This window comes from Delftia sp. Cs1-4 (assembly GCF_000214395.1).
In the GTDB taxonomy this organism is placed as follows: Bacteria; Pseudomonadota; Gammaproteobacteria; order Burkholderiales; family Burkholderiaceae_C; genus Comamonas; species Comamonas acidovorans.
This window is the reverse complement of sequence record NC_015563.1, coordinates 4,728,393-4,748,375: the sequence shown is the minus strand read 5'-3', so window position 1 is coordinate 4,748,375 and position 19,983 is coordinate 4,728,393. Positions and strand designations below refer to the sequence as shown.

At 68.3% G+C, this 19,983-nt stretch carries 21 protein-coding genes; 6 read left to right on the top strand and 15 right to left on the bottom strand.

Annotation, left to right across the window (positions count from 1 at the left end; translation table 11 throughout):
* Positions 1-7 precede the first annotated feature (7 nt).
* Positions 8-919: a LysR family transcriptional regulator gene (locus DELCS14_RS20810; RefSeq protein WP_013803416.1), complete on the bottom strand. Its 912-nt coding sequence runs from the start codon at positions 917-919 to the stop codon at positions 8-10.
* A 144-nt stretch (positions 920-1,063) separates the two neighbouring features.
* On the opposite strand from DELCS14_RS20810, the gene DELCS14_RS20805 reads away from it, so the two are divergent.
* Positions 1,064-1,852: a TSUP family transporter gene (locus DELCS14_RS20805; protein WP_013803415.1), complete on the top strand. Its 789-nt coding sequence runs from the start codon at positions 1,064-1,066 to the stop codon at positions 1,850-1,852.
* 10 nt (positions 1,853-1,862) lie between these two features.
* Here DELCS14_RS20805 and prfH read toward each other — a convergent pair whose 3' ends face one another.
* From prfH to DELCS14_RS20750, 11 genes are all read right to left on the bottom strand, one after another.
* Entirely contained in the window at positions 1,863-2,462 is a 600-nt protein-coding gene (gene prfH, locus DELCS14_RS20800; RefSeq protein WP_013803414.1) for a peptide chain release factor H, read from the bottom strand.
* The gene (locus DELCS14_RS20795; RefSeq protein ID WP_013803413.1) at positions 2,453-3,607 is read right to left on the bottom strand and encodes an RNA ligase RtcB family protein; all 1,155 of its coding nucleotides are present in this window, start codon (positions 3,605-3,607) and stop codon (positions 2,453-2,455) included. Before DELCS14_RS20795 ends, prfH begins: the two co-directional genes overlap by 10 nt.
* 399 nt (positions 3,608-4,006) lie before the next feature.
* Positions 4,007-5,149, bottom strand: coding sequence for a cell envelope integrity protein TolA (tolA, locus tag DELCS14_RS20790; protein WP_013803412.1), 1,143 nt, complete (start codon positions 5,147-5,149; stop codon positions 4,007-4,009).
* A gap of 24 nt (positions 5,150-5,173) precedes the next feature.
* Positions 5,174-5,599: an ExbD/TolR family protein gene (locus DELCS14_RS20785; RefSeq protein WP_012204381.1), complete on the bottom strand. Its 426-nt coding sequence runs from the start codon at positions 5,597-5,599 to the stop codon at positions 5,174-5,176.
* Between the two features lie 30 nt (positions 5,600-5,629).
* Entirely contained in the window at positions 5,630-6,334 is a 705-nt protein-coding gene (tolQ, locus tag DELCS14_RS20780; protein ID WP_012204382.1) for a protein TolQ, read from the bottom strand.
* Positions 6,331-6,747, bottom strand: coding sequence for a tol-pal system-associated acyl-CoA thioesterase (ybgC, locus tag DELCS14_RS20775; RefSeq protein ID WP_013803411.1), 417 nt, complete (start codon positions 6,745-6,747; stop codon positions 6,331-6,333). The genes tolQ and ybgC overlap by 4 nt, the downstream gene beginning before the upstream one ends.
* A 12-nt stretch (positions 6,748-6,759) precedes the next feature.
* The gene (locus tag DELCS14_RS20770; RefSeq protein ID WP_043796416.1) at positions 6,760-7,944 is read right to left on the bottom strand and encodes a pyridoxal phosphate-dependent aminotransferase; all 1,185 of its coding nucleotides are present in this window, start codon (positions 7,942-7,944) and stop codon (positions 6,760-6,762) included.
* A 104-nt stretch (positions 7,945-8,048) separates the two neighbouring features.
* Positions 8,049-8,684: a transcription antitermination factor NusB gene (gene nusB / locus DELCS14_RS20765; RefSeq protein WP_013803409.1), complete on the bottom strand. Its 636-nt coding sequence runs from the start codon at positions 8,682-8,684 to the stop codon at positions 8,049-8,051.
* Positions 8,681-9,151: a 6,7-dimethyl-8-ribityllumazine synthase gene (gene ribH, locus DELCS14_RS20760; RefSeq protein ID WP_012204386.1), complete on the bottom strand. Its 471-nt coding sequence runs from the start codon at positions 9,149-9,151 to the stop codon at positions 8,681-8,683. Before ribH ends, nusB begins: the two co-directional genes overlap by 4 nt.
* 3 nt (positions 9,152-9,154) lie before the next feature.
* A complete protein-coding gene (ribBA, locus tag DELCS14_RS20755; RefSeq protein ID WP_013803408.1) occupies positions 9,155-10,276 on the bottom strand; it encodes a bifunctional 3,4-dihydroxy-2-butanone-4-phosphate synthase/GTP cyclohydrolase II in 1,122 nt (373 codons plus the stop codon).
* Between the two features lie 212 nt (positions 10,277-10,488).
* The gene (locus tag DELCS14_RS20750) at positions 10,489-10,803 is read right to left on the bottom strand and encodes a 2Fe-2S iron-sulfur cluster binding domain-containing protein (RefSeq protein ID WP_013803407.1); all 315 of its coding nucleotides are present in this window, start codon (positions 10,801-10,803) and stop codon (positions 10,489-10,491) included.
* Positions 10,804-10,955: 152 nt separating this feature from the next.
* On the opposite strand from DELCS14_RS20750, the gene DELCS14_RS20745 reads away from it, so the two are divergent.
* The 3 genes from DELCS14_RS20745 (at position 10,956) to gshA (ending at position 14,665) form a co-directional block, all read left to right on the top strand.
* Positions 10,956-11,381: a hypothetical protein gene (locus tag DELCS14_RS20745; protein ID WP_013803406.1), complete on the top strand. Its 426-nt coding sequence runs from the start codon at positions 10,956-10,958 to the stop codon at positions 11,379-11,381.
* 575 nt (positions 11,382-11,956) lie between these two features.
* Positions 11,957-12,865: an SDR family NAD(P)-dependent oxidoreductase gene (locus DELCS14_RS20740; protein ID WP_013803405.1), complete on the top strand. Its 909-nt coding sequence runs from the start codon at positions 11,957-11,959 to the stop codon at positions 12,863-12,865.
* A gap of 270 nt (positions 12,866-13,135) precedes the next feature.
* On the top strand, positions 13,136-14,665 hold the full coding sequence (gene gshA / locus DELCS14_RS20735; RefSeq protein WP_043796415.1) for a glutamate--cysteine ligase: 1,530 nt from the start codon (positions 13,136-13,138) through the stop codon (positions 14,663-14,665).
* A 7-nt stretch (positions 14,666-14,672) separates the two neighbouring features.
* Here the strand turns inward: gshA and DELCS14_RS20730 are convergent, their stop codons facing one another.
* Together DELCS14_RS20730 and DELCS14_RS20725 are read right to left on the bottom strand one after the other, a co-directional pair.
* A complete protein-coding gene (locus tag DELCS14_RS20730; RefSeq protein ID WP_012204391.1) occupies positions 14,673-14,885 on the bottom strand; it encodes an oxidoreductase-like domain-containing protein in 213 nt (70 codons plus the stop codon).
* Positions 14,886-14,887: 2 nt separating this feature from the next.
* Positions 14,888-15,130 carry a hypothetical protein gene (locus DELCS14_RS20725; protein ID WP_013803403.1) on the bottom strand — a complete coding sequence of 81 codons (243 nt, stop codon included), beginning with the start codon at positions 15,128-15,130 and terminating at the stop codon, positions 14,888-14,890.
* Positions 15,131-15,297: 167 nt separating this feature from the next.
* Between DELCS14_RS20725 and ylqF the strand changes: the two genes are divergently transcribed.
* Both ylqF and DELCS14_RS20715 read left to right on the top strand, forming a co-directional pair.
* Positions 15,298-16,251, top strand: a complete 954-nt coding sequence (gene ylqF, locus DELCS14_RS20720; RefSeq protein WP_012204393.1) for a ribosome biogenesis GTPase YlqF — start codon at positions 15,298-15,300, stop codon at positions 16,249-16,251.
* Between the two features lie 136 nt (positions 16,252-16,387).
* The gene (locus tag DELCS14_RS20715; RefSeq protein ID WP_013803402.1) at positions 16,388-18,679 is read left to right on the top strand and encodes a GGDEF domain-containing phosphodiesterase; all 2,292 of its coding nucleotides are present in this window, start codon (positions 16,388-16,390) and stop codon (positions 18,677-18,679) included.
* An 84-nt stretch (positions 18,680-18,763) separates the two neighbouring features.
* Here the strand turns inward: DELCS14_RS20715 and DELCS14_RS20710 are convergent, their stop codons facing one another.
* Positions 18,764-19,960, bottom strand: a complete 1,197-nt coding sequence (locus tag DELCS14_RS20710) for a M20 aminoacylase family protein (protein ID WP_013803401.1) — start codon at positions 19,958-19,960, stop codon at positions 18,764-18,766.
* Positions 19,961-19,983: the final 23 nt, after the last annotated feature.

Here is a 19,983-nt window from a genome sequence, read left to right as displayed (position 1 = left end):
CGGTTCGCTATGGCTCCGTCAGGCCCAGTCCCTTCAGATGCACCAGCAACTGCCTTGCATGGGCGGGCAACTGGTCTTCCCGGGCCGTGCACAGCAGCAGCTGGCGCCGGGCCCAGGCATCGCACAAGGGCACGGCGCGGGCGCCGCTGGCCGGGGCCAGGCGCTGCGCGGCGGCGGCGGGCATGACGGCCACGCCCACACCCTGGCCCACCAGCTGGCAGATGCTGTCCAGGTGCTGCAGCTGGGCGCGCCAGCGCAACTGCCCTCCCGACGGCCCTTCCAGCAAGGCGGCCTGCTGGCGCACCAGCACCTGCAGGGCGGCATCGTGCGGCAGGCCTACCCAGTCTTCGGTCAGCAGGTCCTGCAAGGCCAGCCGCTTGCGCCGGGCCAGGCGGTGGGCGCGCGGCAGCACGGCCACCAGCGGGTCGGGGCGCCAGGGCGTGGCCTGCAGGCCGCGCAGGTCCTGGGCATCGCTGGCCACGCCGATGTCGCACAGGCCCTGGCGCAGCCGGTCCAGCACTTCGGCGCTGCGGCATTCCTGCAGCTCCAGCGCCACGCGCGGATGGCCGCGCAGGAATCCGGCCACGGCCAGCGGCAGGTGCTCGCTCACGGCCGAGGTGTTGCCGCATACGCGCACATGCCCGGCCAGGCCCGCGCCGTACTCGGCCATGTCGCCGCGCAGGCGTTGCATCCGTGCCAGAACGTCACGCGCATGCTGGCCCAGCGTGTGGCCGGCCGCCGTGGGCCGCACGCCGCGCGCCTGGCGCGCGAGCAGGGCGCAGCCCAGTTGCGCCTCCATGCCGCGCACGCGCTCGCTGGCCGAGGCCAGGGTCATGTGCGCGCGCCCGGCCGCCGCCGTGAGCGTGCCGCAGTCGAGGATATGGACGAACAGCTGCAGGTCGGTGAGGTCGAATCGCATGGACTGTGGTGCTGAAGGATCAGGCCATGCCTGAGCCTTGGTTTGAAGATTCCCGATTGTGATCCCTTTGTTGGTGCACGAGCATGGTGCCATGAGGTTCAGGAAGGGCCTGAGCCAAGTCAGTGAAAGTGCAGGGTGGCCGTGATGTGGGATGCGTGGTGGGTGCTGGCGGCGGCGGTGGCCGTGTTCGGGCTGGCCGGTGTCGTCAAGGGGGTGGTGGGCCTAGGGCTGCCCACGGTGTCCATGGCACTGCTGGCGCTGTTCATGCCGACCGGGCAGGCGGCGGCCTGGCTGCTGCTGCCGTCCCTGGTGACCAATGTGGTGCAGATGCGGCCCATGCCATCGCTGCGGCCTTTGCTGCGGCGCCTGGGCTGGATGCAGCTGGGCATTGTCGCGGGCACGGTGGGCGGCATGCTGTGGTGGGGCCCGGTGGGCGAGGCCGCCGTGGCGCGCACGGCACTGGGCGTGGCCCTGGTTGTGTATGCCCTGTGGGGCCTGTGGGGCCTGTGGGGCCTGTGGGGGCCAGGCCTGCAGGTGCCGCAGAGGCATCAGGCCTGGCTGGGTCTGTTGTGTGGTCTGTTGACGGGCGGGATCACGGCGTTGACCGGCGTGTTCGTGGTGCCGGCCGTGGCCTTTTTGCAATCGCTGGCGCTGGGCCGGCAGGCGCTGATGCAGGCCATGGGCCTGTGCTTCACGGTGTCCACGCTGGCGCTGGGCGCGGGCATGGCGCTGGCGCAGGGGCCGGGCCATGCCGCTTCGTCCTGGACGGGCTGGGGGGCCACGGCCCTGGTTTCCGCACTGATGCTGCTGCCCGCCCTGGCCGGCATGGCCTGGGGCGAGCGGCTGCGCCAGTCGCTGTCGCCCCAGGTTTTCAAGCGCGTGCTGATGCTGGGCCTGCTGGCCCTGGGCATCTACATGTGCGCCAGGGGCTAGTCCCGGGCGTTCAGGCGCGGAACACCTTCACGGGGCTGCCGCGCTCCACCTCCCAGTGCTGCTGGCTGCGTGTGCGCCGGGCCTGGCCCTCGCCCTGCGCGTTGAGGCGCGCCAGCTTCAGGGCCAGCAGCTCGCGCGCCAGCCGCTTGTTGGCGTGCTGGCTGCGCTCGCTCATGACCTTCACCGAGATCCCGCTGGGCACATGCAGGGCATGGACGGCGGAGTCCGTGGTGTTGACATGCTGGCCGCCCTTGCCCGAGGCCTTGCAGGCCTGGAAGACGATCTCTCCATCGGCCGGCAATTGCCGGGGCGGCTCGCACTTCTGCACGGCAACAAACCAGTTCCTGCGCGGGTGATGGGGCCGCAGGGGACTGTCGAAGACCCACTGGATGGTGCCCAGCCAGGCGCCCAGCGTGCCGTGAAGCAGGTCCGTGTCGCCCTCGCAGCGCAGCAGCACGGACTTGTAGCCGGCCGGCGTGGGCGTTTCCTCCAGCACGTCCACGGCGATGCCGCTGGAGGCGCAGTCGCGCAGCAGCTCGCGCAGGGTCAGGCGCACGGCATGCTCGCACTCGGTGGGGCCGTGGGATGCGGTCAGCTGGATCAGCAGCATTGCATGGCTCCCTTCTTGTAGGTCAGCAGGGGGCGCAGCCGCGCCACCAGTTGCACCAGGCCGGCTTCCTGCAGGCTGGCGACCACGGAGTCCACGTCCTTGTAGGCCTGGGGGGCCTCCTCGTAGACCAGTTCGCGGTCGGCGCAGACCACGGCGCTGCCGAATTGGGTGCGCAGCAGCTCGTCCAGCGTGAAGCGCGGGCGCAGGCGGCCCATGCAATCGGTGCGTGCCCACTTGCGGCCCGCGCCGTGTGCCAGCGAGTGCAGTGCCTCATCACGCCCGGCCACGGGCCGCACAAGATAGCTGTAGTCGCCGCGCGAACCCGGGATCACCACCAGCCCCTGGTCGGCCGGCGTGGCGCCCTTGCGGTGCAAAAAGCCGTCTTCTCCGCGCCAGTGGTGGGCGATCACGTGGTTGTGGGTGATGTCCAGCAGGGCCTGGCCGCGCGTGCGCAGGGCGCGCAGCAGGCGTGCCGCAATGCTGGCGCGGTTGAGCTGGGCGAAGGCGATGGCGGCCGCGTGCTGGCGCAGGTACTGCGTGGCGGCATCGCTGCTGGCGGCCAGGCCGTCGTGGCTGAAGGCCTCCACATGGGCGCGCAGGATGGCGCCGCCCAGCCCGCGCGAGCCGCTGTGCACCATGAGGTGCACGCGTTTCCTGTCGAGCGCACCGTCCTCGTACAGCGTGTCCACCACCTGCAGTTCGGCAAAGTGGTTGCCGCCGCCAATGGTGCCCAGGCTGTCCTGCAGATACGCCAGGTCGGCCACGCCGCTGGCTTGGGCGATGTGCTCCAGCTGCTGCATGTCCACGGCGTCCAGCAGTTCCTGGGGCAGGGGGCCGTCGATGTTGCCCACCGCCTTTTCCAGCTTGGTGGCCGAGGTCTTGTGCGCCGCCAGCTCCGTGCTGTACAGCGACATGCCGCAGCCGATGTCGCCGCCGACCAGGGCCGGGTAGAAGCGGCCCACGGAAAAGAAGGCTGCCCCTACCGGGTAGCCCCGGCCCGGGTGCAGGTCCGGCAGGCCCACGGCGGCGCGCATGCCGGCCAGGTTGCGGGCCGTCGTTTGAAGTTGTTGGATGGCGGCGTCTTCAATCCAGACGCCGCGGTTGGCGAACACCTCAATGTAGGTGTCCGAAAGGGAATTGCCCATGAATGGCTTTCGATCGAGTGCTTGGGGCACATTCCGGCAGATGCGGAATGCGCAATGGGCAGTCGCCGCAAGCTCGATGGACAGGCATCAGGAAAAGCGCACGCGCAGCCGAAAGCCGGGCCTCTTGCGGGGCCGGAAATCAGGTCTGCAGCGTGGCCTGGAGGCGCTAGGGCTTCAAGCGTGCACGACTGCAAAGGGACGTGTCGAATGGGACATGGGTTCTCTCCTTTGCGATGGTGGACGGGTGCCGCGAATGCGGCAAAGACGGGGATGCTAGGGACAAGCGGCCGGTGCCGCAAGCGAAGTCGCAGGCGCGTGGCGGATTGCATACAACGCAAGATGGAAAAAGCCCCGCAGGCAGGTACCGGCGGGGCTTTTTGATGAAGGGCCTGTGCCCGTTCAGTCCTGCGGGCGGAAGCCGATGACCAGGTCCGAAGGCACGCGGCCATCGATGTCGCGCGGCAGCGTCTCGGTCTTTTGCAGCGCGCGGATGACGGCATCGTCCCAGGCCTTGTTGCCGCTGGACTTGGCAATGGTGGTGCCGGTGATGGTGCCATCGGGCGCGGTGCGCACGCGCACCTCGGCCCGCGGGTTGCCGCTGATGGCGTCCGGGTAGACGATGTTGGGCTTGACGCGCGCGGCCACCTTGGCGCCATAGCCGGCCGAGGGGCCTCCGGCCGAGCTGCCCGAGCCGCCGCTCTTGCTGCCACCGGCGCCTTCGCCGGCCGAGCCGCCGCTGCCGGCCAGGCCCTGCATGCGGCGGATGTTCTCCAGGCGGCGTGCCTCGGCTTCCTTGGCCTCGCGGGCTTCCTTGGCGGCCTGTTCCTTCTTGCGCTTGTCCTCGGCGGCCTTCTTCTCGGCTTCGGCCTTGGCGGCCTTTTCCTTGTCGGCCTTCTCGGCTTTCTCGCGCTCGGCCTTGTCCTTGGCGGCTTTTTCCTTGTCCGCCTTTTCCTTTTCGGCCTTGTCCTTCTTTTGCTGCTCCAGGCGGTCCTTGCGGTCCTGCTCGGCCTTGTCCTTTTTCTGCTGCTCGAGCTTGTCGCGGCGGTCCTTCTCGGCTTTTTCCGCCTTCTCGCGCTCGGCCTTGTCCTTGGCCGCCTTGTCGGCCTTTTCCTTGTCCAGGCGCTCCTGGCGTTCCTTCTCGCGCTGCTCACGGGCGGCCTGTTCGGCACGCTCCTTCTTTTGCTGCTCGATCTTGCGCTTCTTCTCCAGCGCGATCTCGGCCTCGTGGTCGTCGTCCACGGCCTGCGGCTTGGGAGGTGGGGGCGGTGCAATCACGGGCGCGGGCGGCGGCGGTGGCGGCTGGGGAACAGGCTCGGGTGCAGGTGGCGGCGGTGGCGCAGGCACGGGCAGGGCGGGAGCGGGTGCGGCCGTGGACCAGAACTCGGCCTCGACCATGGGCTCGTCGGCCTGCTTCGGGGGGCGCACGGTCCACAGCATGGCGGCCACAAGCAGCCCGTGCGCTGCCGCGGCCAGGGCCCACGAGCGCGTGCGGCCGCGCGTGCGCGGCGGTGCGAACTGGTCGTGGTCTTGCAGGTTGGGCATGGGATCGAAGGCGGGCGGCGCTGCTTACTGGGAGGACTTGACGCCGAAGGCCACGCGCTTGACGCCGGCCGACTGCAGGGCCGACATGGCGGCCATCACGGTCTCGAAGGGCAGCTTCTTGTCCGCCGAAATCAGCACGGCGCTGTCGTCGCTTTGCTGGTCCTGCCAGCTCCTGGCGGCTGCGCCCAGCTCCTTGAGCGTGACGGTCTTGTCGGTGCTGCCGGCCTTGATGCGGATGCCGCCGTCCTTGTCGATCATCACGTCGGCGCGCTTCGGGGGCGTGCGCGCGGCCTTGCCGGCACTGGGCACGTTGATGGAGCCCGGCGTGAGCATGGGGGCCGTCACCATGAAAATGATGAGCAGCACCAGCATCACGTCGATGAAGGGCACCATGTTGATCTCGTTGACGGTGCGGCGGCTGCGGCCGCCGCGCGAGGCTACTGCGGGCATGTGCTCACTCCTTGCTGGCTTTGAGCGACTTCAATGGCCGGACGGGGTGCTGGAGCCGGTCGCACCCACGTTGCGCTGCAGGATGTTGGAGAACTCTTCGATGAAGGTTTCCTGCTGGCTGGCCACGCGGTCGATCTGGTGGGCATAGCGGTTGTAGGCCGTGACGGCCGGGATGGCGGCGAACAGGCCCATGGCCGTGGCCACCAGCGCCTCGGCAATGCCGGGGGCCACGGTGGCCAGCGTGATCTGCTCCATGTTGGCAAAGCCGGTGAAGGCGTGCATCACGCCCCAGACCGTGCCGAACAGGCCGATGTAGGGAGAGACCGAGCCCACGGTGCCCAGGAAGGACAGGCCCGACTCGACCTCGTCCATCTCGCGCTGGAAGCTGGCGCGCATGGCGCGGCGCGTGCCGTCCATCAACTGGTTCACATCGGCGATGCGGCGCTCGCGCAGCTTCTGGTACTCGCGCATGCCGCTGGCGAAGATGCGTTCCATGGGGCCGCCCTGCTTGGCATGGTGGGCGGCCGAGGCATAGAGATCGTTGAGGCTGGTGCCCGACCAGAAGTCTTGCTCGAAGCCGTCGTTGAGCGAGCGCACGCGCTTCAATGTCTGCGACTTGCGGAAGATGGTGGCCCAGCTGGCCACCGAGGCGCCCACGAGGATCAGCATGACCAGCTGCACGACCCAGCTGGCCTGCAGCACGAGGCTGAGTATGGACATGTCATGGGAGTTCATGAGAGTTGCTCCAGGATGCGGTTCGGAATTCTTGCGGGGCGCATGGTCGAGCCATCCACCCATCCAATGCGGATCGTGCCTTCGCACAACAGGGGCGGCGGCGCACTGCCATCGCCGGCGGATGCCAGCAGCGCCTGCTGCCGTATTGTCAGCGAAGCGCGCCCGCTGCTTCGCAGCTCGGCGGTAACAAGGAGTTGGTCATCGAGCCGGGCCGCCCGCAGGTATTGCAGCTGGGCCTGGGTTACGACAAACATGCCGCCCGTTTGTTCCCGCAACTGCTGCTGGCCTATGCCCAGGGCGCGCAGCCACTCGGTGCGGGCACGCTCGAAGAACTTCAGATAGTTGGCGTAGAACACGATGCCGCCGGCATCGGTGTCCTCCCAGTAGACGCGGATGGGAAATTCGAAGGCCATGTGCGGCGGCCCTCAGGCCAGCAGGCGCTGCAGGCGGCGCACGGCCTCCTGCAGCTGTTCCATGGAGTTGGCCGTGGAAAAGCGCACGAAGTCGGCGGTCTCGAACGTGCCGAAGTCGCGGCCCGGCGTGATGGCCAGGTGGGCGCGCTCCATGACGGCGTAGGCAAAGTCCCAGCTGCCCTGGACGCCGAGCTTGGCGGCAGCGGCACGGCAGTCGGCCCAGGCGTAGAAGGCGCCGTCGGGCTGCACGGGCACGGGCAGGCCCAGGGCCTCGAGCGCAGGGATGAAGAAGTCGCGCCGGGCCTTGAATTCGGCGCGGCGGCGCTCGTACTCGGCAATGGACTCGGGCTCGAAGCAAGCCAGGGCGGCGCGCTGCGAGACGGTGCTGGCGCAGATGAAGAGGTTCTGCGCCACGCGCTCGACCACGGGCACCATGGCCTCGGGCACCACCATCCAGCCCAGGCGCCAGCCCGTCATGTTGAAGTACTTGCTGAAGCTGTTGATGCTGATGACGTCCTCGCCCAGCGCCAGCGCGGTCTGGCCGAAGGCGTCGTCATGCGACAGGCCCAGGTAGATCTCGTCGATGATGGTCAGCCCGCCCCGGGCGCGCACCACGTCGAGGATGCGGCGCAGCTCGGCCGGCGCAATCGAGGTGCCGGTGGGATTGGAGGGCGATGCCAGCAGCACGCCGCGCGTGTGCTCGTTCCAGGCGGCCTCGACCTTGTCGGCGCTCAGCTGGTAGCGCTCGGCCGCCGTGGTCGGCACCATCACGGCCCGGCCTTCGGCTGCGCTCACGAAGTGGCGGTTGCAGGGATAGCTGGGGTCGGGCATGAGGATTTCGTCGCCCGCGTCGATGGTCGCCAGGCAGGCCAGCTGCAGCGCGGCCGAGGCGCCGGCCGTGACCACGATGCGCCGCGCCGGCACATCCACGCCGAAGCGCTGCGCATACCAATGGCTGATGCGCTCGCGCAGCTGGGGCAGGCCCAGGGCCGGCGTGTACTGCGTGGCGCCGTCCTGCACGGCGCGCGCTGCGGCCTCCTGCACCAGCGGGGGGGCGGTGAAGTCGGGCTCGCCGATGTTCAGGAAGATCATCGGCGTGTCGCTGTCCGCGCAGCCGCGCGCCATCTCCTGCGCCGCCTTGGCGATCTCCATCACGTAAAAGGGCTCAATGCGGTCGGCGCGGGTCGAAAACTTCATGACGGGTGAAATCCTGGAAGAGGCGCCCGCGCCCGGCAGGCGCGGGCGGGCCATGGATGGCCGGATGCGGCGGGGCCTGTGCCCCGAAGACCCGAGGCGCGGCGTCAGCCGGCGGCCTGGTCGGCAGCGTCGTCTGCTGCTGCGTCCGTGGCGGCATCTGCTGCCGCGTCGGTGGCCGTGTCTGCCTTGGCGGCGGGCTGCGCGGGCGCGGAGCCCTTGCCCGCACGGTCATGCTCGACTTCGGCCGCGCGCAGCGTGGGCGCCAGGCCGTTGAGCACGGCGTTCACGTATTTGTGGCCGTCGGTGCCGCCGAATTCCTTGGCCAGCTCGATGCACTCGTTGAGCACCACGCGCCAGGGCACGTCGGGGCAGTGCTGGAATTCATACACGCCGATCCACATGCTGGCGTGCTCGATGGGCGAGATCTCGGCCATGGTGCGGTCCAGCTTGGGGGCGATCAGCGCGTCCAGGTCCACCTGGGAGTTGATGCAGCCGCGCAGCAGCGCGTCATAGTGCACCGAGTCGGCCTTGTGAAAGCCGGACAGGTCGCGCGTGAAGCGGTCGATGGCCTCCACGTCGTTGCCGCCCACCAGGTGCTGGTACAGCGCCTGCAGCGCGAATTCACGCGCGCGGCTGCGGTTGGACTTGGAGGCGGCCTTGCGCGCGCCGGTGCTGGTCAGGCCGCCGCGGCTTTGGCGGGGAGGGCGGCCCGAGGCCGGTGTGGATTGTTCGTCGCTCATGTTCGGGCTATGGTTTGGAGCAGGTTGGCCATCTCCACGGCGACCCGGGCCGCGTCGCGTCCCTTTTCGGTCTGGCGCGCGATGGCCTGCTCCGTGTTCTCGGTGGTGATGATCGCGTTGGCGATCGGCAGCTGGTAGTCCAGGGCCAGGCGCGTGACACCCGCGCCCGATTCGTTGGCCACCAGCTCGAAGTGGTATGTCTCCCCACGGATGATGCAGCCCAGCGCCACCAGGGCGTCGTAGCGGTCGGACTCGGCCATCGCCTGCAGCGCCACGGGCACTTCCAGGGCGCCGGGCACGGTGACGTGGTCGATGTTTCCGGCCTGCACGCCCAGGGCCAGCAGCTCTTCGCGGCAGGCCTGGGTCAGGCTGTTGGTGATGCTTTCATTGAAGCGGGCCTGGACGATGCCGACGCGCAGCTGCGCGCCGTCGAGGTTCTGGGCCTGGCCCTTTTCTGCGTTCAACATTTCTTATTCCTTGGGGATGTAGCCGCTGATTTCGAGGCCGTAGCCGGCCATGCTGGGCAGGCGGCGCGGCTGGCCCATGAGCTGCATGCGCTGCACGCCGCATTCGCGCAGGATCTGCGCGCCCACGCCATAGGTGCGCAGGTCCATGCGGCCGCGCTCGGGGGCCTGGGCGGCACGGGCGCTGCCGTCGAACTGGGCCATCAGCTGGTCGCCGGTCTCGCCGCAGTTGAGCAGCACGGCCACGCCGTGGCCCTGGCGGGCGATGTATTCGAGGCTGGAGTCCAGGCTCCAGGAGTGCAGGGTGCGGCCGGTCTCCAGCGCGTCCAGCACCGACAGCGGCTCGTGCACGCGCACGGGCACGGGGGTGTCGGCTTCCCACTGGCCCTTGACCAGGGCCAGGTGCACGGATTGGCTGGGCAGGTCGCGGAAGGCATGGGCGATGAACTCGCCATGCGCCGTCTGCAGCGGGCGCGTGCCGACCTTGCTGAGCAGGGATTCGTTGCGGCTGCGGTACTGGATCAGGTCGGCAATGGTGCCGATCTTCAGGCCGTGCTCGGCAGCGAACAGCTGCAGGTCGGGCAGGCGGGCCATGGTGCCGTCGTCCTTCATGATCTCGCAGATCACGGCGGCGGGGCTGCAGCCGGCCAGGGCGGCGAAGTCGCAGCCAGCCTCGGTATGGCCGGCGCGCATGAGCACGCCGCCGTCGACGGCCTGCAGCGGGAAGATGTGGCCGGGCTGGACCAGATCCGTGGGCTTGGAGTCCTTGGCCACGGCGGCCTGCACGGTGCGCGCGCGGTCGGCGGCGGAGATGCCGGTGGTCACGCCCTCGGCCGCTTCGATGGAGACGGTGAAGGCCGTGCTGTACACGGTGCCGTTGCGCGCGGCCATGGGCGGCAGCTTCAGGTATTCGCAGCGCTCGCGCGTGAGCGTCAGGCAGATCAGGCCGCGGCCGAAGCGCGCCATGAAGTTGATCGCCTCGGGGGTGACATGGTCGGCGGCCAGCACCAGGTCGCCTTCGTTCTCGCGGTCTTCCTCATCGACGAGGATGACCATGCGGCCCGCGCGCATGTCGGCAATGATGTCTTCCACCGGCGAGATGGGCACGGGGGACGTGGAGTTGTTCATGGAGTGCCTTCTGGAGGAGCCGGGTCGTGCGGACGGGGCGCGGCACACGCGCCGGCTCCCTCGGCCTGGCAGGCGTCAGAAGTGGGCTTCCAAAGAACGTGTGGCGCGGCGCAGCCGCTGTCGGCAATCGGCATGACCCGGAATGACCTTGCGAAAGCGCACATTCTATTCCAGCGGCCATCGGCCGCAGGCGGCGCGGGCTTTGGCCGGATTCAGGGGCCGGGGTCCTGCAGCACCACATCGCCTTCGGGATAGGCGATGCAGGGCAGCACGCAGCCCTCGGCCCGTTCCTCGCGCGTCACGCCCGGCCATTCGATCTCGTAGCGCACGCTGCCCGAGACCAACTGCCCGATGCAGGTGCGGCAGGTGCCGTTGCGGCAGGAACTGGGCCAGTCCACGCCGCCCTGCTCCAGCGAGTGCAACAGCGGCTGGTCCGCCCAGGCATCGACCTGCAGGCCGCTGGGCGTGAGGCGGGCGGTGAAGAAGGGCGGGGCAAAAGGGGAGGAGGCGGGGGAGTCCTGGCTCATGGTTATCAAGGGGGAATCAGGGGGGATCAGCAATTCGGTGGGGCGAAGGGTGTTTGTACCCTGTCTCGGGCCATGTCTGGCGCCAGGGGGCTGGGTTGGGGTGGGTCTCCCGGACAGCGGTCAGCGGTCGGCGGTGCGCTAGGCTTGGCGCCATGCATATCAAGCCCTACCTCCTGCCTGTGGTTGTCTTCCTGCTGGTCGGTCCCGGTGTGGGCGTGCTGACCGTGATGCTTGTGGGCGCGGACGGTGCGTCGATCCTGTCGGTGAACTGGCTGCTCGTCCTGTTTGGCTATGGCATAGGAGCTGTTCCTGCCGCTTTGGCGGGGGTGATCTATGTGGTCGGCTGGCCTCTCAGGGGCCTGCTCCAGGTACTGAGTACCAGGGAGTTCGGCGCCGTGCTGGGTGCGGTGAGCGGTGTCGCTGCGCTGGCGGCATGCTTTGCAGCGACCTCCGGCACGCCGTTTCCCAAATCCCTCAGCGTCTATGTCTTTCCCCTGGTTGCCGGTGCCGTCTGCGGGGCGCTTGCAGCGCATGTGCGAGATGAGGCCTATGAGGGGAGCGGGTCGCAAGGCGTTTGAACGCGTCCGGCTGTGAAGCATGGGTTTGCCTGTTTTTTGAGCAATTGGCAGGCTTGTTTGACAAATCAATGACTTATGTTGCGAATTTGGCATTTTTGGCGGCTTGTCCACATGCTTGTCCAGTCCGAATGGGGGTAAATGCGTACATGCGGGTTGCGCGGTGGATAAGCGGGACGTGGCCCGAAAATCCGGGGTCTTTTGCCTGTTTTTTAAGCAGGTTGCATGTTTTCCTTTTGAATCAATGGCTTATGTTGCTTATCCCGCCCGCTGTGAAAGTTGTTCACAAGATTGTTCAGGGTGAGACGGGATAAGTCGGGCAGACGACTTGTGGATTTGATTAAAAAATAGGCAAAAGAAAAAAATCCATTCAAAACAACCGCTTGGGTCACCAGTCCCGGGCCAGCACATGGTTGTCCACAGGCTTGTCACGCAATGGTGGGGACAAGGCTGGCTGCCCTGCCGCAGTCGCTTGGGCAACCGGAATGAAGACGGCGTCCGTCTACATTGCTGGGTGACCGGCGCCTTGCCATCCGGCGGGCGGAGCCGGCATTCAACGCAACAAAGGGAGCATCTCCATGGCGATTGAGTTTGAGGGCCGCGTGGCCATCGTGACGGGGGCCGGCGGCGGCCTGGGGCGTCTTCATGCGCTGGCGCTGGCGGCGCGCGGCGCCAAGGTGCTGGTCAATGATCTGGGCGGCGCGGTGGATGGCAGCGGCGGCTCGGCCACGGCGGCCCAGGCCGTGGTGGACGAGATCCGCGCGGCGGGCGGCCAGGCGCTGGCCAACGGCGCATCGGTCACCGATTTCGCGGCCGTGCAGGCCATGGTGCAGCAGGCCGTCGATGCCTGGGGCCGCGTGGACATCCTGGTCAATAACGCCGGCATCCTGCGCGACAAGAGCTTCGCCAAGATGGACATGGATGATTTCCGCCTGGTGGTGGAAGTGCACCTGATGGGCGCCGCGCATTGCTGCAAGGCCGTGTGGCCGCACATGCAGGCGCAGAACTACGGGCGCATCGTGATGACCACCTCGTCCACGGGCCTGTATGGCAACTTCGGCCAGGCCAACTACGGCGCGGCCAAGCTGGCCCAGGTCGGCCTCATGCAGACGCTGGCGATCGAAGGCGCCAAGCACGGCATCCACGTGAATGCGCTGGCCCCCACGGCGGCCACGCGCATGACGGAAGGCCTGATGCCCGAGGCCGTGCTGGCCGCCCTCAAGCCCGAGGCCGTGGTGCCAGCCATGCTGGTGCTGGCCCACGAAAGTGCGCCCACACGTACCACGCTGTGCGCAGGCGCGGGCGGCTTCGAGGCGGCCTTCATCACGCTGACCGAAGGCGTGTATCTGGGCCAGGGCGATCAGGTGCCGGAGCAACTGGCTGCGCAACTGGCCCAGGTGCTGGACCGCAGCGGCGAACAGGTGCCCGCCAGCGGCGCCGCGCAGGGTACGCTGGAAGTGGGCAAGGCCATGGCCGCTGCCCGTTGATGAAGCGGGGGCCGGCAAGTGATTTCACCGCTGGCCGGCCTGCCCTTGCCCGGTATCAAGGCAGCGCCGGCCGGGAGGGCGAAACTCTGACATATTCCTTTCGCTCGCGGCGGTGCCATGCGGGGCAACAGGCCAAAACGCGTGGTTAAGCGGACAGGCGCCATCGCGTTTCCTGCCGTTTCTCTATCATTCGGCGTCCGGGTCGGGTCCGCCGGGAATCCTGGTGGTTTCCGTGTGGGCCGGTGCCCATCAACGAATCGGTAAACAAGAATGAAAACATCGCAGGCATCCATGGCGGTTCCCGATCCCCAGCGGCTCAAGGGCATACGCCGTGGCATAGAAAAGGAGGGCCTGCGCGTGCTGCCTTCCGGCAGCCTGGCGCTGACGCCGCATCCCCTGGCACTGGGCTCGGCGCTCACGCATCCGCACATCACCACCGACTACAGCGAATCGCAGATCGAGCTGATCACGGGCGCGCGCCTGGGCGTGCAGGAATGCCTGGACGAGCTGGTGCAGATCCACCAGTTCGTGCTGCGCAGCCTGCGCGATGCGGGCGGCGAGATGCTGTGGTCTTCCAGCATGCCCTGCCAGCTGCCCACGGACGAGACGATTCCGCTGGCGCGCTATGGCTCCTCGCATTCGGGCCGATCCAAGAGCGTGTACCGCATGGGCCTGGGCCATCGCTATGGCCGGCGCATGCAGACCATCTCGGGCATCCACTACAACTGGTCGCTGCCCGGCGTGGCCAGCGAGCAGTATTTCTCGCTGATCCGCAATTTCCGGCGCCATGCCTTTGTGCTGCTGTATCTGTACGGCGCATCGCCCGCGCTGTGTCCCTGTTTCGTCGAGGGGCGCGAGCATGGCCTGAAGCCGCTGGGCAATACGGGCCAGGCGCTGTACCTGCCCCATGCCACCTCGCTGCGCATGGGCCGCCTGGGCTACCAGAGCGATGCGCAGGCGAGCATCAACGTCAGCTACAACGGCCTGGAAGGCTATGCGAATTCGCTGCATGAGGCGCTGACCCATCCCTACCCGGCCTACGAGATGCTGGGCGTGCGCAATCCGGGCGGCGACTACAACCAGCTGGGCACGGGTCTGCTGCAGATCGAGAACGAGTTCTACGGCACCATTCGCCCCAAGCGCACCGTCAGCCGTGGCGAGCGCCCGCTGCATGCCCTGCGCGAGCGCGGCGTGGAGTATGTGGAAGTGCGCCTGATGGACCTCGATCCCTTCGAGGATGTGGGCATTGCCGCCCCCACCATGCGCATGCTGGACGTGTTCCTGCTGCACTGCCTGAATGCCGACAGCCCGCCCGATACGCCGGCCGAGATCGCCGAACTCAAGCACAACCAGCACCTGACCGCCGAGCGTGGCCGCGAGCCCGGCCTGCAGCTGGTGCGCGCGGGCCGCGAGGTGCCGCTGCGCGACTGGGCCCATGAAGTGCTGGACCAGTGCCGCCCCTATGCCCAGGCGCTGGACAGCACGCACGGCACGCACGATTACAGTGCCGCGCTGGCCCAGGCGCTGGAACGCCTGGAGCACCCGGAGCGCACGCCGTCGGCCCATGTGCTGGGCGAGCTGACGGGCGAGTACGGCAACAGCTTCTCGCGCTTCACGCTGGCCCGTTCCGAGCAGGCCCGTGATTCGCTGCTGGCCCTGCCCTGGAGCCAGGCGCAGCAGCAGCGCTTCGAGCAATGGTCGGCGCAGTCCGTGCAGGACCAGCGCGACATCGAGGCTGCGGACACGCTGTCCTTCGAGGAATGGCGCCTGCGCTACATGTCGCCCGAGAACCTGCGCTGACCGTGCCTCAGCCAGGTCCGCCGCTCAGGGCCTGGCCTGCATCCTCGCACCAGAACAGCACGGCGTCGTAGAAGCCTTCCCAGACGCAGCCGTTGCAGCCGCGGCCGCAGCAACTGGTGGGCTGGGGCGGCGCCGGGCGCAGTGCAATGCCTGCAGCCTGGGCGCGCTGCTGCCAAAGCCCGATCTGCGACAGCGCCTGCTCCAGCGGGCCCTGCACCATGCTCAGCGCCGCGCCTTGCTGCGGCGCACCGCAAAAAGCACGATGAAGGCCGTGCCCAGCAGCAGGGCGAACCAGCCGACCAGGTACGACTGGGCCATCATCTGCACGATGCCCCCGGGTGCCATGAACTGCGGCGCCAGCAGAATCACCAGGCCGATCACGGCGCAGGTCACTCCCTTGATCAACAGTTCGATGTCGGCCTTGCGCGAGGCGGAGCGGGAAGAGGGGGTATCGGGCAAGGACATAGGCAGTGAGGCGGGGCGTAAAAGCGGGGGACAATTGCGGCTTGCGCAAGAAAGAATGAAGCCTGCGGTTTGCGCTGGGGCGCAGCGCGCTGTTCCATCCTGTCTGCGCAAGCCATGAATTATCCTTGCGCCCCTGCCAGTTCCCCCGTTTCCCAGAAAGTAATCCCATGGCCATACAGTGGTTCCCCGGTCACATGAATCTCACGCGCAAGGTGATCACCGAGCGCGTCAAGGAAATCGATGTGGTCATCGAAGTGCTGGATGCGCGCCTGCCGGGGTCGAGCAGCAACCCGCTGCTGCAGGAGCTGACGGGCCACAAGCCGCGCCTGCAGGTGCTCAACAAGCAGGACCTGGCCGATGCCGCGCGCACGCCGCTGTGGCTGGACTGGTACAACGCCCAGAGCGACACGCGCGCCATTGCGCTGGACGCTTCCGAGCCCGCACCCACGCGCCGGCTGATCGAGGCCTGCAAGCTGCTGGCCCCCAACCGTGGCGGCATGGCCAAGCCCATGCGCGTGCTGATCTGCGGCATTCCCAACGTGGGCAAGTCCACGCTGATCAACTCCATGAGCGGCAAGCGGCAGGCCAAGACGGGGGACGAGGCCGGCATCACCAAGCTGGAGCAGCGCATCGTGCTGGCCGACGACTTCTACCTCTGGGACACGCCCGGCATGCTGTGGCCGCGCATCATCGTCGAGCAAAGCGGCTACAACCTGGCCGCCAGCGGCGCCGTGGGCCGCAACGCCTATGACGAGGAACTGGTGGCGCTGGAGCTGCTGGGCTATCTGCAGAAGAACTACGCGGACCTGCTGGAGGCGCGCTACAAGCTGGGCCTGGACAACGAACGCATTGCCGCCCTGCATGACGACGAGCTGCTGGACGCCATCGGCCGGCGCCGCGGCGCCATGATGAGCGGCGGACGTGTCAATCTGCAAAAAGCTGCCGAGCTGGTGCTCACGGATTTCCGCGGAGCGATCCTGGGCCGCATCACGCTGGAGACGCCCGACGAATACGCGCAGTGGCTGGCCGTGGGCCAGGAACGCGATGCCGAGCGCCAGGCGCGCAAGGACGCCAGCAAGGCGCGCAAGCGCCCCCCGCGCGAGCGCAAAAGCGCGCCCTGAGGCACCGCCGGCCGGCGCCGGCATACCCCGTTTGGTGCAAGAGGGCGTCCGACCGGGGCGGTGGCACAACCACCACAGCCGCAGGCGGCGCCGACCGCTAGCATGTTGAGTGTTCTTTCTCTGTTGGGGCTTTTTCATGCGGCGTCATCGAGTCGAGGCGGAAATCCATTTGTCCCTGCGCCGGGTCGTTCTGGTCGGCAGCCTATGGATCACCAGCCTCACCGTGCTCCTGGCCATGGCGCTTCTGACGCAGGACCCCGTTCCCTGGCCCAGCGTGCGGCTGAACCTGGTTGCCGCCGGCGTGAGCTTCGGCGCCGTGCTGCTGGGCTGGCGCCGGCACTGGAAGCTGGCCTCCAATCTTCTGGTCTGGGGCACCTGGGTGGCAGCCGTGACCGTGGTGGCTGCCACGGGCGGCGTGCAAAGCAGCTCGGTGCTGGCCTTTCCGGCCTTGCTCGTCATGTGCGCCTGGGTGCTGGGCGTGCGCACCACGCTGGCCATGCTGGTGCTGTCCGTGCTGGCCATGGCCGCGTTCTGGGTGGCGGGCCGCGAGGGGGTTGACTGGATAGGCCAGCGCGAGACCTCGCCCGTGTTCTCCATGCTGTACTTCGTGGGCATGCTGGGGCTGACGGGCACGGTCACGCTGATGGCAAGGCGCAGCCTGATCCGCCGTGCCCAGGAACTGCAGGACACGCTGGGCTCGCTGGAGCAGCACCAGGACGATCTGCGCAAGTTCTACCGCGCCGTGGAGCAGAACCCCGAAAGCATCGTCATCACCGACGTGCACCAGAACATCGTCTACGTGAACGAGGCCTTCTTGCAGCGAACCGGCTTTGCGCGCAACGAGGTCCTGGGCCAGCCCACGCACCGCTACTCCACCATGGGCCTGGACGCGCCGGCCTGGGAAGAGGCCTTGCACCAGCTGGGCCGGGGCGCGCTGTGGCGCGGCCAGATGACCAACCGCACGCGCCAGGGCGAGGACCTGCCCGAGGCCGTGCTGGTGGCGCCCATACGCGCCTCGGACGGCAGCATCGTCAACTATGTGGAGCTCAAGCAGGACCTGTCCGAGCGCATGCGCGCAGAACGCCAGATCCATGCGCTGGCGCATTTCGACGCGCTCACCGGGCTGCCCAACCGCCTGTCGCTGACCCAGCGCCTGCGCGCGCTGGCGCGCGAATTCCGCGAGGGCGGCAAGGGCGGCGAGCCGCGCCACGGCCTGCTGCTGCTGGACATGGACCGCTTCACGGCCTTCAACGATGTGCGCGGCACGGTGCGTGGCGATGCGCTGCTGGGCGCGCTGGCGCTGCGCCTGGCCGATGCCCTGCCCGACGGCGTGCTGCTGGCCCGCATGGGCGCCGATGAATTCGCCGTGCTGCTGGAGAAGGCCGGCCAGGAGGCGGCCGAGGTCGATCAGCACATGCGCGCCCTGGCCCAGGTGCTGCAGGACGCGCTGGAGCGGCCGCTGTGGCTGGAGGAAACCGGTGAGGAAGTGCAGGCCAGCTGCAGCATTGGCGCGGCCAGCTTTGCCGCCTCGCGCACCGACAGCGGTGGCCACGATGTGCTGCGCCGCGCGGGCGTGGCCCTGCACCAGGCCAAGCAGGCCGGGCTGGGCCAGGTCGTCATCTTCCAGCCCGACATGGCCGAGGCCGTGGGCAAGCGCTTTCGCATCGAAAAGGACTTGCGCCGCGCCATTCCTGCCGGCGAGCTGCAGCCCTATCTGCAGTCCCAGGTGGACCACATGGGGCGCTGTGTGGGCGCCGAGGTGCTGGTGCGCTGGAACCATCCGCGCCTGGGCATGGTCGAGCCCGGTGATTTCATTGCCGTGGCCGAGGAATCGGACCTGATCGTGCAACTGGGCGACTGGATGCTGGAGCAGGCCTGCCGCATGCTGGTGCGGCCCGAGTTCGTGCAGCAGGGCTGGCGGCTGTCGGTCAACGTCAGCTGGCGGCAGTTCCGCCAGCCCGACGTGGTGGACAAGCTCAAGCGCACCCTGGCCGCAACCGGGGCCGACCCGCGCTGCCTCACGCTGGAGGTCACCGAAAGCGTGGTCATGCGCGATGTGGACGAGGCGCGCGAGCGCATGACCGAGCTGCAGCTGCTGGGCGTGGAGATGGGGCTGGACGACTTCGGCACCGGTTATTCATCGCTGGCCTATCTGCAGCGGCTGCCGTTCCGTGAACTCAAGATCGACAAGTCCTTTGTGCAGGACTGCCATACCTCGCCGGGCAATGCCGCCATGGTCGAGGCGATCCTGCTGCTGGCCAGACGCCTGCGCCTGCGCGTGGTGGCCGAAGGAGTGGAGACCGAAGAGCAGGCCGGCACGCTGCGGGCCTGGAACCAGGACGTGCTGTTCCAGGGCTACCACTACGGCCGGCCCCTGCCGGCGGTCGAGTGGGTGGATCTGCAACTGGGTGCGCCTGCCGGCGTGTGAAAGCCGGCGCAAGGGCCTGCGTGTGAGGGCCAGCGCAAGAGCCCGCGTGTGAGGGCAGGCCCAAGAGCCTGCATGTGACGGCGTTCAGGTCCTGGACTGTTCCAGCCAGCGGCGCGCCAGCAGGTCCCAGAAGCGTGCGCCGCGCCCCAGGTTGTCATCGTTGAAGTCGTAGCCGGGGTTGTGCAGGCCCACGCCGGGCTCGCCCGTGGCGGGGCCGTTGCCTATCCAGCCATAGGCGCCGGGCACGGCCTCCAGCATGAAGCCGAAGTCCTCGGCCGTCATGGCCGGCAGGATGTCGGCGTGGGTGCGGTCCTCGCCCACCGCCTCGCGCATCACCTCGGCCATGAAGCGGGCCTCGTGCGCGTGGTTGGTGGTGTTGGGATAGCCGGGCTTGAGAATGAACTCGGCGCGGCACAGATGGGCAGCCGCCACATGCTCGCTGATGCGCTGCATGCCTTCGATGAACATCTGCTGCGTCTCGGTCCTGAGGGCGCGCACCGTGCCGAAGATGCTGGCCTCGTCGGGAATGATGTTCTCCACCGTGCCGCTGGTGATCTTGCCCACGGTGAGCACGGCGCTGTCCAGCGGATCGGTGCTGCGCGACACCAGGGTCTGCAACTGGCCGACGATGGCGCAGGCCACGGGAATCGGGTCCAGCGTGGTGTGGGGCATGGCCGCGTGGCCGCCCTTGCCGTGCACGCGGATCTCAAAACGCAGCGTGGAGGCCATGATGGGCCCCACGCGCACCGCCATCTCGCCGGCAGGCAGGGCAGGCCAGTTGTGCAGCGCGAACACGGCCTCGCAGGGGAAGCGGTCGAACAGGCCGTCCTCCATCATGGCCTTGGCGCCTGCGCCGCCTTCCTCGGCGGGCTGGAAGATCAGGTGCACCGATCCATCGAAATCCGGCTGCTGCGCCAGCAGCGTGGCCGCGCCCAGCAGCATGGTCGTGTGGCCGTCATGGCCGCAGGCATGCATGCAGCCCGGGTTCTGGCTGGCGTGGCCGAAGGCGTTGAGCTCCGTCACCGGCAGCGCATCCATGTCGGCCCGTATGCCGATGCTGCGGCCCGGGTTGGCGGCACTGCGCCCCTGGCCGTGGATGCTTGCCACCACGCCGGTCCTGCCCAGCCCGCGGTGCACCTGCAGTCCCAGCGCCATCAGGTAGGCCGCCACCTTGTCGCCGGTGCGGTGCTCCTCGTAGCGCAACTCGGGGTTGGCATGCAGGTCGTGGCGGAACTTCAGCAGGGAGCCGAGATGGGGGGTGATGTCGGGTGTGGATCGCATACAGGGGCCGCGGCGGCCTGCAC

What these genes read in the sequence shown, in the direction of transcription:
- DELCS14_RS20810 (WP_013803416.1), bottom strand. Translation starts at nt 919, where the DNA reads ATGCGATTCGACCTCACCGACCTGCAGCTGTTCGTCCATATCCTCGAC.
- DELCS14_RS20805 (WP_013803415.1), top strand. Translation starts at nt 1,064, where the DNA reads ATGTGGGATGCGTGGTGGGTGCTGGCGGCGGCGGTGGCCGTGTTCGGG.
- prfH (WP_013803414.1), bottom strand. Translation starts at nt 2,462, where the DNA reads ATGCTGCTGATCCAGCTGACCGCATCCCACGGCCCCACCGAGTGCGAG.
- DELCS14_RS20795 (WP_013803413.1), bottom strand. Translation starts at nt 3,607, where the DNA reads ATGGGCAATTCCCTTTCGGACACCTACATTGAGGTGTTCGCCAACCGC.
- tolA (WP_013803412.1), bottom strand. Translation starts at nt 5,149, where the DNA reads ATGCCCAACCTGCAAGACCACGACCAGTTCGCACCGCCGCGCACGCGC.
- DELCS14_RS20785 (WP_012204381.1), bottom strand. Translation starts at nt 5,599, where the DNA reads ATGCCCGCAGTAGCCTCGCGCGGCGGCCGCAGCCGCCGCACCGTCAAC.
- tolQ (WP_012204382.1), bottom strand. Translation starts at nt 6,334, where the DNA reads ATGAACTCCCATGACATGTCCATACTCAGCCTCGTGCTGCAGGCCAGC.
- ybgC (WP_013803411.1), bottom strand. Translation starts at nt 6,747, where the DNA reads ATGGCCTTCGAATTTCCCATCCGCGTCTACTGGGAGGACACCGATGCC.
- DELCS14_RS20770 (WP_043796416.1), bottom strand. Translation starts at nt 7,944, where the DNA reads ATGAAGTTTTCGACCCGCGCCGACCGCATTGAGCCCTTTTACGTGATG.
- nusB (WP_013803409.1), bottom strand. Translation starts at nt 8,684, where the DNA reads ATGAGCGACGAACAATCCACACCGGCCTCGGGCCGCCCTCCCCGCCAA.
- ribH (WP_012204386.1), bottom strand. Translation starts at nt 9,151, where the DNA reads ATGTTGAACGCAGAAAAGGGCCAGGCCCAGAACCTCGACGGCGCGCAG.
- ribBA (WP_013803408.1), bottom strand. Translation starts at nt 10,276, where the DNA reads ATGAACAACTCCACGTCCCCCGTGCCCATCTCGCCGGTGGAAGACATC.
- DELCS14_RS20750 (WP_013803407.1), bottom strand. Translation starts at nt 10,803, where the DNA reads ATGAGCCAGGACTCCCCCGCCTCCTCCCCTTTTGCCCCGCCCTTCTTC.
- DELCS14_RS20745 (WP_013803406.1), top strand. Translation starts at nt 10,956, where the DNA reads ATGCATATCAAGCCCTACCTCCTGCCTGTGGTTGTCTTCCTGCTGGTC.
- DELCS14_RS20740 (WP_013803405.1), top strand. Translation starts at nt 11,957, where the DNA reads ATGGCGATTGAGTTTGAGGGCCGCGTGGCCATCGTGACGGGGGCCGGC.
- gshA (WP_043796415.1), top strand. Translation starts at nt 13,136, where the DNA reads ATGAAAACATCGCAGGCATCCATGGCGGTTCCCGATCCCCAGCGGCTC.
- DELCS14_RS20730 (WP_012204391.1), bottom strand. Translation starts at nt 14,885, where the DNA reads ATGGTGCAGGGCCCGCTGGAGCAGGCGCTGTCGCAGATCGGGCTTTGG.
- DELCS14_RS20725 (WP_013803403.1), bottom strand. Translation starts at nt 15,130, where the DNA reads ATGTCCTTGCCCGATACCCCCTCTTCCCGCTCCGCCTCGCGCAAGGCC.
- ylqF (WP_012204393.1), top strand. Translation starts at nt 15,298, where the DNA reads ATGGCCATACAGTGGTTCCCCGGTCACATGAATCTCACGCGCAAGGTG.
- DELCS14_RS20715 (WP_013803402.1), top strand. Translation starts at nt 16,388, where the DNA reads ATGCGGCGTCATCGAGTCGAGGCGGAAATCCATTTGTCCCTGCGCCGG.
- DELCS14_RS20710 (WP_013803401.1), bottom strand. Translation starts at nt 19,960, where the DNA reads ATGCGATCCACACCCGACATCACCCCCCATCTCGGCTCCCTGCTGAAG.